The 14542-nt window shown below is 76.6% G+C and carries 15 protein-coding genes; 9 read left to right on the top strand and 6 right to left on the bottom strand.

Annotation, left to right across the window (positions count from 1 at the left end; all coding sequences use genetic code 11):
- The first annotated feature begins 53 nt into the window (after positions 1-53).
- Positions 54-1466 carry a dipeptidase gene (locus ACI79S_RS17600; protein ID WP_456594737.1) on the top strand — a complete coding sequence of 471 codons (1413 nt, stop codon included), beginning with the start codon at positions 54-56 and terminating at the stop codon, positions 1464-1466.
- Here ACI79S_RS17600 and ACI79S_RS17605 read toward each other — a convergent pair.
- Positions 1463-2242, bottom strand: a complete 780-nt coding sequence (locus ACI79S_RS17605; protein ID WP_456594738.1) for a putative protein N(5)-glutamine methyltransferase — start codon at positions 2240-2242, stop codon at positions 1463-1465. The two genes, ACI79S_RS17600 and ACI79S_RS17605, sit on opposite strands and share 4 nt — an antisense overlap.
- Positions 2243-2305: 63 nt before the next feature.
- Between ACI79S_RS17605 and ACI79S_RS17610 the strand changes: the two genes are divergently transcribed.
- The 4 genes from ACI79S_RS17610 (at position 2306) to nudC (ending at position 6872) form a co-directional block, all read left to right on the top strand.
- Positions 2306-3196, top strand: coding sequence for a DUF2510 domain-containing protein (locus ACI79S_RS17610; protein WP_456594739.1), 891 nt, complete (start codon positions 2306-2308; stop codon positions 3194-3196).
- A gap of 117 nt (positions 3197-3313) precedes the next feature.
- Positions 3314-4624, top strand: a complete 1311-nt coding sequence (locus tag ACI79S_RS17615; RefSeq protein ID WP_456594740.1) for a M16 family metallopeptidase — start codon at positions 3314-3316, stop codon at positions 4622-4624.
- A complete protein-coding gene (locus ACI79S_RS17620; protein WP_456594741.1) occupies positions 4621-5985 on the top strand; it encodes a M16 family metallopeptidase in 1365 nt (454 codons plus the stop codon). Before ACI79S_RS17615 ends, ACI79S_RS17620 begins: the two co-directional genes overlap by 4 nt.
- Entirely contained in the window at positions 5982-6872 is an 891-nt protein-coding gene (gene nudC, locus ACI79S_RS17625) for an NAD(+) diphosphatase (protein WP_456594742.1), read from the top strand. The genes ACI79S_RS17620 and nudC overlap by 4 nt, the downstream gene beginning before the upstream one ends.
- Here nudC and ACI79S_RS17630 read toward each other — a convergent pair.
- The 3 genes from ACI79S_RS17630 to ACI79S_RS17640 all read right to left on the bottom strand — a co-directional run bounded on the left by ACI79S_RS17630 (position 6869) and on the right by ACI79S_RS17640 (position 8445).
- Positions 6869-7423 carry a uridine kinase gene (locus tag ACI79S_RS17630; protein ID WP_456594743.1) on the bottom strand — a complete coding sequence of 185 codons (555 nt, stop codon included), beginning with the start codon at positions 7421-7423 and terminating at the stop codon, positions 6869-6871. The genes nudC and ACI79S_RS17630 overlap by 4 nt on opposite strands.
- Before the next feature lie 95 nt (positions 7424-7518).
- Positions 7519-7992 carry an ANTAR domain-containing protein gene (locus tag ACI79S_RS17635; RefSeq protein ID WP_456594744.1) on the bottom strand — a complete coding sequence of 158 codons (474 nt, stop codon included), beginning with the start codon at positions 7990-7992 and terminating at the stop codon, positions 7519-7521.
- Between the two features lie 186 nt (positions 7993-8178).
- Positions 8179-8445: a mycoredoxin gene (locus ACI79S_RS17640; protein WP_456589881.1), complete on the bottom strand. Its 267-nt coding sequence runs from the start codon at positions 8443-8445 to the stop codon at positions 8179-8181.
- 188 nt (positions 8446-8633) lie between these two features.
- Between ACI79S_RS17640 and ACI79S_RS17645 the strand changes: the two genes are divergently transcribed.
- The 4 genes from ACI79S_RS17645 to ACI79S_RS17660 all read left to right on the top strand — a co-directional run bounded on the left by ACI79S_RS17645 (position 8634) and on the right by ACI79S_RS17660 (position 11870).
- Positions 8634-10628 (top strand): ATP-dependent helicase, encoded by a 1995-nt coding sequence (locus tag ACI79S_RS17645; protein WP_456594745.1) that lies wholly within the window; start codon positions 8634-8636, stop codon positions 10626-10628.
- Positions 10629-10824: 196 nt separating this feature from the next.
- Complete coding sequence (locus ACI79S_RS17650; protein WP_456594746.1) at positions 10825-11139, top strand: hypothetical protein; 315 nt, start codon at positions 10825-10827, stop codon at positions 11137-11139.
- A gap of 270 nt (positions 11140-11409) precedes the next feature.
- Positions 11410-11625, top strand: coding sequence for a WhiB family transcriptional regulator (locus ACI79S_RS17655; protein ID WP_456594747.1), 216 nt, complete (start codon positions 11410-11412; stop codon positions 11623-11625).
- Positions 11626-11705: 80 nt separating this feature from the next.
- Positions 11706-11870, top strand: coding sequence for a hypothetical protein (locus ACI79S_RS17660; protein WP_456594748.1), 165 nt, complete (start codon positions 11706-11708; stop codon positions 11868-11870).
- A gap of 97 nt (positions 11871-11967) precedes the next feature.
- Here the strand turns inward: ACI79S_RS17660 and ACI79S_RS17665 are convergent, their stop codons facing one another.
- The gene (locus ACI79S_RS17665; RefSeq protein WP_456594749.1) at positions 11968-13290 is read right to left on the bottom strand and encodes an ABC1 kinase family protein; all 1323 of its coding nucleotides are present in this window, start codon (positions 13288-13290) and stop codon (positions 11968-11970) included.
- Positions 13287-14465 (bottom strand): ThiF family adenylyltransferase, encoded by a 1179-nt coding sequence (locus ACI79S_RS17670; RefSeq protein WP_456594750.1) that lies wholly within the window; start codon positions 14463-14465, stop codon positions 13287-13289. Before ACI79S_RS17670 ends, ACI79S_RS17665 begins: the two co-directional genes overlap by 4 nt.
- Between the last annotated feature and the right edge of the window lie 77 nt (positions 14466-14542).

Genomic DNA, 14542 nt, shown 5'->3' on the forward strand with positions numbered 1-14542 from the left:
CGGACGCTAGCCGGGCGGAGGGCGGCGCGCTGACGCCGCTACGGTCGGGGACCGTGACCAGCGCCGAACGTGACTTCGTCCTCGACCACCTCGACGACCTGCACGCCGACCTCGACGCCTGGCTGCGCATCCCGTCGATCTCGGCGGACCCCGCCCACTCCCGCGACGTCGCCGCCAGCGCCACGTGGCTGGCCGACGCGCTGCGTCGCGTCGGCTTCCCGACCGTCGAGATCTGGCCGACCGCCGGCGCGCCGGCCGTCTTCGCCGAGTGGCCGTCGGCCGATCCCGGCGCCCCGGTCGCCCTCGTCTACGGCCACCACGACGTCCAGCCGGTCGACCCGCTGGAGCTGTGGGAGCACCCGCCGTTCGAGCCCACCCGGGTCGAGGGCCCCGACGGACCCGAGCTGCACGCCCGTGGGGCCATCGACGACAAGGGCAACGTCGCCTTCCACCTGCTCGGCATCCGCGCGCACCTCGCTGCCACCGGCCGCGACACCCCCGCCGTCACGGTCAAGCTGCTGATCGAGGGGGAGGAGGAGTCCGGGTCCCCGCACTTCGAGGCGCTGCTGGCGGAGAAGCGCGACCGGCTGGCCTGCGACGTCGTCGTCGTCAGCGACACCGGCATGGCCGCGCCTGGGGTGCCCAGCGCGGTGACCGCGATGCGCGGCCTGGCCGACGCGGAGATCACGCTGCGCGGCCCGGCCGTGGACCTGCACTCCGGCTCGTTCGGCGGCGCCGTCCCCAACCCCCTGCACGCGATGGCGGAGCTGCTGGCGAAGCTGCACGACGAGCAGGGCCGGGTGACGATCCCGGGCTTCTACGACCGGGTGCGGCCGCTGTCCGACCGCGAGCGCGAGCTGATGAGCCGGGTGCCGTTCGACGAGCAGGCGTGGCTCGCCGGCCCGGCCGCCTCGCGGGCCACCTACGGCGAGGCGGGCTTCAGCACGCTCGAACGCACCGGCGCCCGCCCGACCGCCGAGGTGAACGGCATGTGGGGCGGGTACACCGGCCCGGGTCACAAGACGATCATCCCGGCCGAGGCGCACGCCAAGGTCACCTTCCGCCTGGTCTCCGACCAGCGGCCGCAGGACATCGGCCCGATGCTGCGCGCCTGGGTCGAGGCCACCGTCCCGGCCGGCATCGCGGCCGAGGTGCACACCCCGCCGGGCGGGGTCGCCCCCTGCGCCAGCGACCTGGACTCCCCGCACATGGACGCCCTGCTGGCCGCCATCGGCCAGGCCTTCGACACCGACCCGGCCGACGTGCTGTTCACCCGCGAGGGCGGCAGCGGCCCGGAGGCGGCGATCGTCGAGGCGCTCGGCGCACCGCTGCTGTTCCTCGGGGCCGGCCTGCCGACCGACCGCATCCACTCCCCGAACGAGCGGGTGCTGCTGCCGATGCTGTACCGCGGCGCGGAGGCGGCGGCCCACCTGTGGCGGGAGCTGGCCGCTCGCCGGCTCGGCTAGCTCCGGGTACCGACGACGACCGTGGCGCCGCGGTCGTCGTCGGTGACCAGCCGGGCCGAGAGGCCCGCGGCGGCGACCAGGTCGAGCGCGGCGGCGACCTGCCCCTCGCCGCACTCGAACAGCAGCGCCCCGCCCGGTGCCAGCCACTCCGGCGCCCCGGCCGCGACCCGGCGGGCGAGCGCCAGCCCGTCCGCACCACCGTCCAGGGCGACCCGCGGCTCGTGGTCGCGGGCCTCCGGCGGGAGGAGCCCGAGGGCGCCGGTCGGCACGTAGGGCACGTTCGCGGTGAGGACGGCGACCCGGCCGCGGAGCCCCGCGGGCAGCGCCTCGAACAGGTCGCCCTCGTGCACGGGCACCCCCGGGAGGTTGACCCGGGCGCAGGCCGCGGCGGCGGGGTCGAGGTCGGCCGCGTGCAGGTCGATCCCGGGCTCAGCCGCCGCCAGCGCGGCGCCGACCGCCCCCGTGCCGCAGCAGAGGTCGACGACGACGGCGCCCGGACGGGTGAACGGCAGGGCCTCGCGGACCACCAGCTCGGTCCGGCGGCGCGGGACGAAGACCCCCGGCGCGACGGCGACCCGCAGGCCGCAGAACTCGGCCCAGCCCAGCACCTGCTCCAGCGGGGCCCCGGCCACCCGCCGCCCGACGAGCTGCGCCAGGCCGGCGGCGTCGTCGGCGGCGGACACGAGCAGGGCTGCCTCCTCCTCGGCGAAGACGCAGCCGGCCGCCCTCAGCCGGCCCACGACCGCCGGATCGGGCCCGGGTCCGGCGGGGTGCACGGCGGCCTCCTTCGACGGGCGCGGGCGACGGTGCCGCCGCGGGCCACGCCCTACGCTGAGGCCGTGACGGGAGTGGGCCAGGAAGCGGCGCCGGGCTGGTACCCGGACCCGGGTGGCTCTCCCGGCATGGTGCGCTGGTGGAGCGGCAGCGCGTGGTCCGACGTCATGATGCCCGCCGGCCCCGGTGTCGAGGTGCACCGGGCCGCCGCCCGGACCGCGGGGCCGAGCGCCGCGGAGCCGGCGGCCGCCGCGCCCGCCGGGGCACGGTCGCGGATCCGGCGGTGGGTCGCCGCGGGCGCCGTCCTGGTGCTCCTCGTGGCCGCCGTCGTCACCGTGCTGTCGCTGGGGTCGGGCGGGGACGGCGGCACCGCCGCCACCCCCGCCCAGCAGCCCGGTGCGGCACCGGCGCCGGCGCCCGGCCCGGCGTTCCCGCCGGGCACGGTGCGGATCATCGACGAGGCCGCCGGCATCTCCTACCCGTACCTGGGGGAGGGGTGGTCGGAGTTCGACCTGGGCCAGCAGCTGGAGACGACCACGACCGCCGGCCAGTACTTCACCACCCAGGAGGCCACCCCCGACGGCGGCATCTTCATCTCCCAGTGCACCTCCGGCCCGGTGGCCGACGTGTACGGGTGGGCCGGCCCGTCGACCCTGCAGAGCACGGTGACGACGCTGGCCGCGAGCGTCCGCGCCAACTACTACCCGCGGCCCAACGCGCTCGAGGTGCGGCGCGACGAGCCCCGGACCGTCGACGGGCGTCCCGCCCACCTCCTCGAGTTCCAGCTGGCGTGGGACGTCGAGGGCTACGACGCCTCGGGGGAGCGGGCGGCGCTGCTGCTCGTCGACGTCGGCCGGCCGGCGCCGGCGCTGCTCTACATCTCCATCCCGAACACCCACGCCGAGCTGTACGGCGTCATCGACCGGGTGATCGACGACGTCGACGTGCTGGAGTGAGGACGCGGGCGGTCGCAGGCGTGCAGACACCGGGGTCACCGCCACCCGATGACCCCGACGAGTGCACAGCGGCGGGCGCCCGGCGCTCGCCGCCGATCCGCGGTTAGGGTCGGGCGCGTGACTGCAGCTGGTACCGAACTGACCCTGCGGCACCCGATCGAACGATTCACGCTGGACAACGGCCTGCGGGTGGTCCTCGCCCCCGACCGCAGCGTGCCGGTGGTGGCGGTGAGCGTCTACTACGACGTCGGGATGCGCAACGAACCCGAGGGGCGAACCGGCTTCGCCCACCTCTTCGAGCACATGATGTTCCAGGGGTCGGCCAACGTCGCGAAGATGGAGCACGCCCGGCTGGTCCAGGCCGCCGGCGGCACCTTCAACGGGTCCACCCACCAGGACTACACGAACTACTTCCAGGCGCTGCCCGCCGAGGCGCTCGAGCGCGCCCTCTTCCTCGAGGCCGACCGCATGGCGGCGCCGGCGATCACCGAGGAGAACCTCCGCAACCAGATCGACGTGGTGAAGGAGGAGATCCGGGTCAACGTGCTCAACCGCCCCTACGGCGCCTTCCCCTGGCTGCAGCTGCCCCAGGTCGCCTTCGAGACCTTCGCCAACACCCACGACGGCTACGGCTCCTTCGTCGACCTGGAGTCCTCCACGGTCGCCGACGCCACCGACTTCTTCGAGAAGTACTACGCGCCGGGCAACGCGGTGCTGTGCGTCGGCGGCGACCTCGACGTCGCCGCGACCGAGGAGCTGGTCCGCCGCTGGTTCGGTCCCATCCCCGGCCGGCACGTCCCGCCCCTGCCGGCCACCGGCGAGCCGTCCCCCACGACGGTGCGCTCCGCGGTGGTCGAGGACGCCCTGGCACCGGCGCCCGCGCTCGCCCTGGGCTGGCGGGTGCCCGACCCCGTCGGCGACTTCGACACCTACCTGGGCAGCGTGCTGCTGGCCGAGCTGCTCAGCGAGGGCGACGCCTCCCGGCTGGAGCGCCGGCTGGTCCACGACGACCGGATCGCCATCGCGCAGAGCAGCTACGTGGGGCTGTTCGGTGACCCCTTCGACGTCCGCGACGCGACCCTGCTCACCACGCAGGTGCACCACCCGGCCGCCGTGCCGGCCGAGCGCGTGATGGCCGCCGTGCACGAGGAGGTGGCGCGCATCGCCGGCGAGGGCGTCGACGCCGACGAGCTGCGCCGGGTGCAGGCGCGCATCGAGGCGCAGCTGCTCCAGCAGGCCGACTCGGTGCTCGGCCGCACCCTCGCCTTCGCCGCGGCCGAGCTCGTGCACGGGCGCGCGGAACTCGCCGGCGAGCTGGCCGCCCGCCTCGCGGCGGTGACCCCCGAGGCGGTGCAGGGAGCCGCCCGCGGGCTCGATCCGGGCACCGTCGCGGTGCTGGAGCTGCGACCTGCTGGAGGTACCCGATGACCGCGCCCGAGCAGGTCTCGCTGATCCCGCCGCTGGGCGAGCCGCGCCCGCAGCCGGCGCCGGTGGCCGAGGAGACCACGCTGCCCAACGGCCTCCGGGTGGTCGTGGTCCCGCGGCCCGGGGTGCCCCTGGTCGAGCTCCGGCTGCGGGTGCCGTTCGCCGCGCCCAACACCCGCAACGCCGGCGTGCACGCGGCGCGCGGCGCCGTCCTCTCCGGGGCGGTGCTGCTCGGGACGCAGCGGCACGACCAGGCCGAGGTCGCCCAGCTGCTGCAGAGCCACGGCGCCGAGCTGTCGGTGAGCACGGACGCCGACCGGCTGATCTTCGGCACCACCTTGCTGCCCGGCGGTCTCGGGCCCGTCCTCGAGCTGCTCGCCGAGCTGCTCACCGGCGCGAGCTACCCGGCCGGCCGGGTCGACGGCGAGCGGGACCGGCTGGCCGAGCGGATCGCGATCGCCCGCACGCAGCCCGGCACGATCGCCCGCTCGGCGCTGGCCGCCCGCCGGTACGGCACCCACCCGTACGCGATCCAGCTGCCCGACGCCGAGCTGGTCGCCGCCGTCCGCGCCCCGGCGCTGCGGCGGCTGCACCGCGAGCGGGTCCTGCCGGCGGGCAGCACCCTCGTCCTCGTCGGCGACCTGGACCCCGCGGCCGCGACCGGCACCGCCGCCGCGGCGCTCGAGGGGTGGACCGGCAGTGGCAAGGCGGTGGAGACCCCACCGGTCGCCGAGCAGCCGGCCCACGGCATCGAGCTCGTGCACCGGCCCGGTGCGGTGCAGTCGAACCTGCGGCTGGGCGGCCCGGCCCCCAGCCGGACCGACCCCGACCTCCCGGCGGCACGGCTGGCGGCGATGGTCTACGGCGGGTACTTCTCCTCCCGGCTGGTGGAGAACATCCGGGAGCGGCGCGGCTACAGCTACAGCCCGCGCAGCGCCGTCGACCACCAGCGCGCGGCGTCGTCCTTCCTGGTCGAGGCGGACGTGGCCACCGAGGTGACCGGCCCGGCCCTGCTGGAGACGCTCTACGAGCTCGGGCGGATGGCGCTGACCCCGGTGACCGAGGCGGAGCTGGACGCCGCCCGCCGCTACGTCCTCGGCAGCATGGCGCTGTCCACGTCCACCCACGCCGGCCTGGCCAGCACGCTGTCGGCGCTGCTCGGCATGGGGCTGCCGGCGGACTGGCTGAGCACCCACCAGCGCGACCTCACCGAGGTCACCGTGGAGCAGGTGCAGGCCGCGGCCGCGCGCTACCTGGCGCCCGAGGCGCTCACCGCCGTCGTCGTGGGCGACGCGGACCGCGTGGCCGCCGCGCTGGGCGCCCTGGCGCCGGTCACCGTCACCGGGGGCGGCGGACAGGCGTGACCACCGGCGGCGGCGACGGCGGCCCCCTGCTCTCCCGGGCCGCGCACGACCGGGCGCACCTCGCCCGGGCGCTGCCCGACCCCACCGGAGGCCGTCCGGTGCGGGTGCTCACCGTCGACGCCGCCCGGACGGTGCCGGTGGCCGAAGGTCCCTCCGGCCCCCGCCTGGTCTGGGACGAGCGGCCGGAGCTGCCGGCGGGCGCGATCTTCCTCGGCGAGGCCGACGGCGTCCCGTACGCGGCGGTGCGCGGCGAGCGGGCGCTGACCGTCAACGGCCGGCCGGTCGACCTCTGGGCGGGGCTGCGCGACGTCGGCGCGGAGCTCGACGACCTGGACGCAGGGCTGCTGGCGCAGGCGGTCGGCATCCTGGAATGGCACGAACGGCACCGCTTCAGCCCGCTCACCGGCGCCCCGACGACGGTCGAGCGGGCCGGCTGGACGCAGCGGGACCCCACGACCGGAACCGAGTTCTTCCCGCGGGTCGACCCCGCGGTGATCATGCTCGTCCACGACGGCGGCGACCGCGTGGTGCTCGGCCGGCAGGCGACGTGGCCGCCGGGCCGGTTCTCCATCCTCGCTGGCTTCGTGGAGCCGGGGGAGTCCGCCGAGGGGGCCGTCGCCCGCGAGGTCGAGGAGGAGGTCGGGCTCCGCGTCAGCGACGTGCGCTACGTCGCCAGCCAGCCCTGGCCGTTCCCGCAGTCGCTCATGCTCGGGTTCGTGGCCCGTGCCGACGGCGACCAGGACCTCCGGCTCGATCCGCACGAGATCGAGGAGGCCCGCTGGTTCACCCGCGCCGAGCTCCGGGCGCCCGACGGGCAGCTGGCGGTGCCGCCGTCGATCTCCATCGCCCGGCACATCCTCGACCGCTGGCTGCGCGGCGAGCTCTAGGCACCCCAGCGACCGCCGAGCACGAGCGCGGGGCGGTCGGCGTGATCGGCCAGCACCACGGCGTCGGCCAGCGCCGCGGGGTCGACCTCGTCGTCGTAGCGGTCGAAGGCCGGGAGCGCCCAGGTCTCCTCCGGTGGGGTCCTGCGGCGCCGGGCGGCCGGCGTCACCCGCAGGTGCACCACGACGTCGAAGGCCAGGCCGACCCCCTGCAGCAGGGCACCCGCCACCAGCAGCACGCCGCCGGTGGGCGCCGGCCGGCGCGGCGCCCGGGCGGCCCGGTCGCGGTCCAGGTCCCACAGCACCGGCAGGTACTCCCCGGAGCCCCCCGGTCCGACCGGTCCCAGCACCTCGCGGGCGAGGGCGCCGGCGTCGAGCCAGTCGGTGTAGCGGGCGTCGGGATCGGTGCGCCCGTGCTCCAGCCGCAGCGATGCCGGCCGGTAGAACCCGGTGGCGGGGACGACGACGGCGGCCCGGCCCAGCGTCGGCAGCCGATCGGCGATCGAGCGCGCCAGGTCCTCCGGTCCCGCCAGCTCGGGGCCGTCGACGGCCACGCGCAGCGCGGTGGCGCCCGGCTCGGCGGGGAGCTCCGCCAGCAGGTCGGCCAGGCGGTCGGCGAGGGCGCCGGGGGAGAGCGGCTCCGGTCGGCTCAGGAGCGGCCGTCCGCGGTGGTGACGGCGTCGGGCCGCACCGGCTCGGCGCGCGGCGGAGGCGGGGGCACCGGCGCGACCGCGGAGGACGTGCGGCCTTCCGGCCCACCGGCGGGGGCGACGGCATCGGCCACCAGGCTCTCGAGCACCTCGCGGGCGAGCTCGACCACCGGACGGCCCTGGGTGCGCGCCTCCCGGCGCAGCCCCTCGAACACCGTCCGCGGGCTCGCGCCCTGCCGTTCGGCCAGCACCCCGATCGCCCGTTCCGTGGACACGCGCGCGGCGAGCGCGTGCTCGAGCTGGGCGACGGTGCGCTGCAGGGCCGCGATCCGCACGTCGACCGGGTCGGCGTCACCGGGTGCGGTCACCGGGCCGCGGGCCGAGCGCCGGGCGGAGCGGTCGGGCTCGGGCAGCCCGCCCAGCTCGTCGGCCACCAGGTCGGCCAGGGTCATCCCCTCGACGAGGTCGTCCACGGGGTCACCACCGACCGGGCCGCCGCTGAGGGGGACGACCACCCAACCGCGTTCCGTCCTGGTCAGGGCGACCCGCGGCCGGTCACCGGCGCCCGGGACGGCCGAGACCTCGGGGCGGGCAGGCGCATCGGGGGACACGTGCCCGTCGAGCTCGTCGGAGGGCCTGGGGCCGGGGACCACGGGTGCTCACGCCTCCGGTAGCTGTCCGAGCTGGGCCTTCACCGCGTCGATGCTCGGGTTGGTCAACGCGGTGCCGTCGGAGAAGACCAGCGTGGGCACGGTGCGGTTGCCCCCGTTGGCCTGCATGACCAGGTCCGCCGCCTGGGGATCGGTCTCGATGTCCACCTCGGCGAACTCGATGCCCTCGCGCTGCATCAGCTTCTTCAACCGCACGCAGTAGCCGCACCACGTGGTGGTGTACATCGTGACGGCAGCGCCGGGGGTCGTGGTCATCGCGGGGAGTCTCCCTGTTCGTGCCGGGTCGGTCCAGCCCCGTGTCGGGGTGGCCGTGGTGCGTGGGTCCCAACGTGGTGCTCCTGGGGAACCTTCCCGCCGTCCGTCGCTGCCGGCTGGGAGGATCGTCGCCGGGAGCCGTCGGCTCCCGGGTACGAGTCGGGTGAGGGACGGGGAGGACGCCGGCGATGGCGCACGCGGACGCGGAGGCCGTGCTCGACGGCCTCGACGACGAGCAGCGTGCGGCGGCGCAGGCGGTGTCGGGGCCGGTCTGCATCCTCGCCGGTGCCGGCACGGGCAAGACGCGCACGATCACCCACCGGATCGCCTACGGCGTGCACACCGGCACCTACGTCCCCGAGCAGGTGCTGGCGGTCACCTTCACCGCGCGGGCGGCGGGTGAGCTGCGCGCCCGCCTGGCCGCGCTCGACGTGGGCGGGGTGCAGGCGCGCACCTTCCACGCCGCGGCGATGCGGCAGCTGAGGTACTTCGCCCCCCGCGTGCTCGGCGGTCCGATGCCCGGGCTGATCGAGAACAAGCTGCGGGTGGTCGCCTCCGCCGCCACGCGCAACCGGCTCACCACCGACCGGACGAGCCTGCGGGACCTCGCCAGCGAGATCGAGTGGGCCAAGACCACGCTGGCGACGCCGGAGGACTACCCGGCCCGCGCGCAGGCGGCCGGCCGGGAGGCCCCGTTCGAGCCCGCCGCCGTCGCCGCCGTCTACGCCAGCTACGAGCAGGCCAAGCAGCGCGACGGCGCCCTCGACTTCGAGGACCTGCTGCTGGTCACCGCCTACGCGCTCGAGGAGCACCCCGACGTCGCCCGCCAGGTGCGGGGCCAGTACCGGCACTTCGTCGTCGACGAGTACCAGGACGTCAACCCGCTGCAGCAGCGGCTGCTCGACGCCTGGCTGGGAGGGCGGGCCGAGATCTGCGTGGTCGGCGACCCCAACCAGACCATCTACTCCTTCACCGGCGCCGACCCCGACTACCTGCTCGGCTTCGCCGACCGGTATGCCGACGCCGCCGTCGTCAAGCTCGAGCGCGACTACCGGTCGACCCCGCAGGTCGTCGGGCTGGCCAACCGGCTCATCGGCCAGGCGCCCCCGCGCAAGGGCCTGCCCGGGCTCCGCCTGCTCGGGCAGCGGCCGCAGGGTCCGGAGCCGACGTTCGTCGAGCACCCCGACGAGCCGGCGGAGGCGGCGGCGGTCGCCGCCCGCTGCAAGGCGCTGATCGACGACGGGACGCCCGCCGCCGAGATCGCGGTGCTGTTCCGGATCAACGCGCAGTCGCAGGTGTACGAGTCCGCGCTGGCCGATGCCGGGGTGCCCTACGTGCTCAAGGGCGGGGAGCGGTTCTTCGAGCGGCCCGAGGTCCGGGAGGCGGTCCTGCTGCTGCGCGGGGCGGCCGCCGGGGGCAGCGAGCCGGGCATGCTCGTGCCCGCCGTCCGTGACGTGCTGGCCTCCACCGGCTGGGTGGAGCACCGTCCGCCGGCGGGGGGAGCGGCGCGCGACCGCTGGCAGTCCCTCGCCGCGCTGGTCGATCTCGCCGTCGACCTGGTCGCCGAGAACCCCTCGCTCGATCTCGCCGGCTTCGTCACCCACCTCGCCGAGCGGGCCGACGCCCAGCACGCACCGACCGTCCAGGGCGTCACCCTCGCGTCGATGCACGCCGCCAAGGGCCTCGAGTGGGACGTCGTCTTCGTCGTCGGCCTGGTCGACGGCGTGCTGCCGATCGCCCAGTCGCTGAGCCGCCCGGTCGCGGTGGAGGAGGAGCGCCGGCTGCTGTACGTGGCGGTGACCCGCGCCCGCGAGCAGCTGACCCTGTCCTGGTCGCTGGCCCGCAACCCGGGCGGCCGGCGGTCCCGCCCGCGGAGCCGGTTCCTCGACGGCCTGGCGCCGGGGTCGGGGCCGACCGCGCCCCCGCCCCGGCGCCCCGCCAAGCGCGCCAAGGTGGTGCTGGAGGGCGAGGCCGGGGAACTGTTCGAGCGGCTGCGTGCCTGGCGCACCCAGGCGGCGCAGTCCGCCTCGGTGCCGGCCTACGTCGTCTTCTCCGACGCCACGCTGCAGGCCATCGCGGAGAGCCGGCCGGCCAGCCTCCGCGAGCTGTCCGGGCTGCCCGGGGTCGGCGCCCGGAAGCTGGAGCTCTACGGCGAGGACGTGCTGGCCACCGTCACCGGCTGAGCCGGTGAGGGAGCGGTCGCCGAGGGCGACGGCAGGCGGTTCCGAGACCGGTGGGGACACCGTCCGGAGGGATCGTCGTTTATTCGATTGACCCGGTATCCGGGCCGGTCCTAGTGTCCCGTTCCACACGAGCTGCGCCCCGTAGCGCGCCCGGCCGACCGGCCGGGAGCGGAGAGAGGAAGGAGGGGGCATCCCGATGACCATCACCACACCGATCACCGCTGCCTCCGCCGACCTGCTCGGCCTGGGTGGCGTCGACGCGCGCACGGGGGGCCTGATCATGGCTGGTCCCGCCGCCCAGCGCGAGGGCACCGGTCTGTCCTCCGCCGGCTGCGCCGGCGAGCGGGCCGTCGTCCGCGGCGGAGCCATCGGCACGCCGCGCGCGGCCGTCGCCCTCGACCGGCGCCCCAAGCGCCTCCGCGCTGTCGAGCGCCCCTTCGCGCCCACCTACCTGCCCCAGAACGACGGCACCACCCTCGGGATCCGTTCCCCCGGGAGACCGCTGAGCTAGACGCTCACCGGCCCTCCTCGAGGCCGCGGAACCCGAACCCCGGGATCCGCGGCCTTTCTCTTTTCCTCCGCGGCACCCGGTCCCGACTTCGGTCGGCGGGCCCCCGCCGGCCGTACCCGACGAGTACGAGGAGGAGCGGCAGTGCAGCAGACGTTCGACCGCCCGACGTCCCACCGCCGAGCCGGGCTCTCCCGGACCGGTGGCCCCGTCCCGCGGCGACCCCGTCCGTCCCTGCCCCCCGCCCCGGTCCGGCGCCCCCTGCCGTGCCGGGTGGAGGACCCCGAGCTGTGGTTCGCCGAGAGCCCGGCACAGCTGGAGATCGCCAAGACCTTCTGCGGCGACTGCCCGGTGCGGGAGTCGTGCCTGGCCGGCGCGCTCTCCCGCGCCGAGCCCTGGGGCGTCTGGGGCGGGGAGATCTTCGACCGGGGCGTCGTCATCGCCCGCAAGCGGCCACGCGGCCGTCCCCGGAAGGTCGTCGCGGCGTGAGCCCGCGGTCATCCGGGTCCGGTAACCACATCACCAGCAGTTCCGTGCTCCCGAGGGGGAGCCGATCAGAGGAATCAGCCATGTACATGCTCGAGCACGAGATGGCCCGCAGCCGCATGACCGAGCTGCAGGCCGAGGCGATGGCCGTCTCCCGCGCCCGTCGTCTCTACCTGGCGCGGCGGGCCGCCCGTCGCGCCGAGCGCGCGGTCCGCCGGGCCGCCCGCGCCAGCGCCGCCGTCTACTGAGCACATCGCGGTCCTCCCGACCGCACCGCCGCCACGTCCCCCGGGGACGTGGCGGCGGTGCGGTCCGGAGGCCGCGCATCCTCGGCTGTCGGGTGTCTCAGTCGGCGAAGCCGGGGAGCCACTCCTCCAGGACCGCACGCCAGTCGGCCGCGGCATCCAGCTGGCAGAGCACTCCGATCGATCCGATCGAGACCCGGTGGATGAGCAGGTACGCCGGGGGCAGGTTCAACTGCCTGCCCAACCGGTTGGCCTCGGTCCGCGGATCGGCGATCCGCATGGCCTGCTCCTGCATCCAGGCGCGGGTGAAGTGGAAGTGGCGCCCGGCGATCGGCTCCAGCAGGGGGAGCAGGTAGTCGAGGACCGCCTCCGGGTCGACGTGCACCCCCGGCAGCACGAAGCCCTCCGCGCGGAGGTCGGCCAGCACCTCCGCCGCGCGGCCGGCCAGGGCCCAGCGCAGCAGCCGCCCGATCGGCTCGGGATGGCCGTCGGGGAGCCGGGCGATGGCCCCGAAGTCGATGACCCCGAGGCGGCCGTCGGGCACCAGCCGGAAATTGCCCGGGTGCGGGTCGGCGTGCAGCAGCCCGGCGCGCTGCGGCGCGGAGAAGTGCAGCGTCGCCAGCAGCCGACCGGCGCGGTCCCGCTCCTCGCGGCTGCCCGAGGTGATGATCCGGGAGAGCGGCGTGCCCTCGAGCCACTCGGAGACGATGACCTTGGGCGCGCTGGCCACCACCCTCGGGACCGCGATCTCGGCGTCCCCGGCGTAGGCGGCGGCGAACGCCCGCTGCGCGTCGGCCTCCAGGCCGTAGTCCAGCTCCTCCACCACGCGCGCCTTCAGCTCGGCGATCAGCGGCTTCACGTCCAGTCCGGGGAAGACGGCGGCGAAGAGCCGGGCGAACCGGGCCAGCTGGTTGAGGTCGCTCATGAGCGCCGTCGCCGCGCCCGGGTACTGGATCTTCACCGCGACGTCGCGGCCGTCCCGCCACGTGGCCCGGTGCACCTGGCCGATGCTCGCCGCCGCGGCCGGTGCGTCGTCGAAGTCGGCGAAGCGCTGGCGCCACGAGCCGCCCAGCTGCTGCGCGAGGACGGCGTGCACGGTCCGCACGGGCATCGGCGGCGCCTCCTCCTGCAGCTTGGTGAGCGCCTCGCGGTACGGCGCGGCCATCTCCTCGGGCACCGCCGCCTCGAACACCGAGAGGGTCTGGCCCAGCTTCATGGCGCCGCCCTTGAGCTGCCCCAGCACCGCGAACAGCTGCTCGGCGGTGCGCTGCTGCAGCTCGGCGTTCACCGTGTCCGCGGACTGCCCCGACAGGCGCCTGCCCAGGCCCATGGTCGCGCGGCCCGCGGCGCCCAGGGGCAGGGACGCCAGGCGCGCGGTCCGCGCGACCGACCCCCGCGGCATGGCCGGTCGCTCGTCACTCACACGTCCTCCTCGCCGGCGCCCGGTCGGAGCGGCGCCGTGTCGTGTCCGGTGAGCCCGTGAGCTCGCTCAGCGGCCATTGTCGCCCGACGGGGCGGGATCCCGCCGGGAGGGCGTCCGTCACCGTCCGCGCCGGCGGCCTCCCCGCCCGCCGCCGCGCCGCAGCCGCACGACGGGTGCGGCGGCCATCGGCGCAGGTGGGGCAGCAGGTCGGGTGGACGCAGCTCCACGGTGGCGTCGAGGGTGACCGGTGCGCCGCGCCCGTCGACGCAGGCGAGCACCTGGCCGGCGGCCAGCAGCGCGGTCAGCAGGCAGGTGACCGTGGCCCCGCTGGCGGGCGGCTCCGCGGCGGTCAGCTGCGCCGCCAGCCGGGGCCAGCGCGGATCGGCGTCCCGCCGGTGGAGGTCGCCGCAGCGCAGGCAGCTGGTGGCGCCGGGGATCACCAGCGGCCCGACGACGCCCGTCTCGCCACGCACCGTGGCCACCAGGTGCGGCCCCGGCACGGCGGGGACCACGGGGTCGGAGGCGTCCCAGGGGCGGGTGAGGACGACGACGTCGGGCCGGAGCCCCGCCGGGAGCGGTCCGAGGTCGGTCTGCGGGCTGGCCCGGCGGACGGCGTCCGCCGCCGCCACGGCGCGGGGCCGCCCCTCGTCGGCGGCGGTCAGTCCGCCGACCATCGCGTCCCCGGCGGTGACCACGCCCGCGTCCCGCACCACGACGCGACCGATCCCGCTCGCGGCCAGGACGGCGGCCAGCGGGGTGCCCACCCGCGTCGCGCCCTCGACCACCACGGTGGCTCGCCGCCGGGTCCGCCAGCCGGCCGAGCCGGGGGCGGCGCCGGCCGCCGGCAGCTCGACCGCCGCGCGGGCGGCGGCGGCCGGGCCGGGGCCCATCGCGAGCAGATCGGCCGGGTCCAGCTGCCGGACCAGGCCCGCCGACGCGAGCGCGTCGAGTGCTGCGTCCACGAGGCCGGGCGCCAGGCCCGCCCGGGCGGCCTCGACCCGGACGACCCGCCGCGACCGGCGCCCGTCGAGCGCCCGGAGCAGCGGAGCGAGCCCCGCGGCCGGGTGGAGGAGCAGCCCGTCGGTGGAGTCGACCCCACCGATCTGGACGCCCCCGTCGTCGCCGACGAGCAGCGGCGTCGCCGCCGGGAGGAGGGGATGGGCGTTGTCGCTCACCCCGGCAGGGTGGCAGCTGCGCGGCGGCGGCGCGGTCGCCGTCCACAGGGGCGCCCGGGACCACGGACGGCGACGCC

This window comes from Blastococcus sp. SYSU DS1024 (genome assembly GCF_054050795.1).

Bases quoted from the DNA above. Each gene is read 5' to 3' on its own strand.
- ACI79S_RS17650 (WP_456594746.1), top strand. From the start codon at position 10,825: ATGACCATCACCACACCGATCACCGCTGCCTCCGCCGACCTGCTCGGC.
- ACI79S_RS17620 (WP_456594741.1), top strand. From the start codon at position 4,621: ATGACCGCGCCCGAGCAGGTCTCGCTGATCCCGCCGCTGGGCGAGCCG.
- ACI79S_RS17640 (WP_456589881.1), bottom strand. From the start codon at position 8,445: ATGACCACGACCCCCGGCGCTGCCGTCACGATGTACACCACCACGTGG.
- ACI79S_RS17660 (WP_456594748.1), top strand. From the start codon at position 11,706: ATGTACATGCTCGAGCACGAGATGGCCCGCAGCCGCATGACCGAGCTG.
- ACI79S_RS17645 (WP_456594745.1), top strand. From the start codon at position 8,634: ATGGCGCACGCGGACGCGGAGGCCGTGCTCGACGGCCTCGACGACGAG.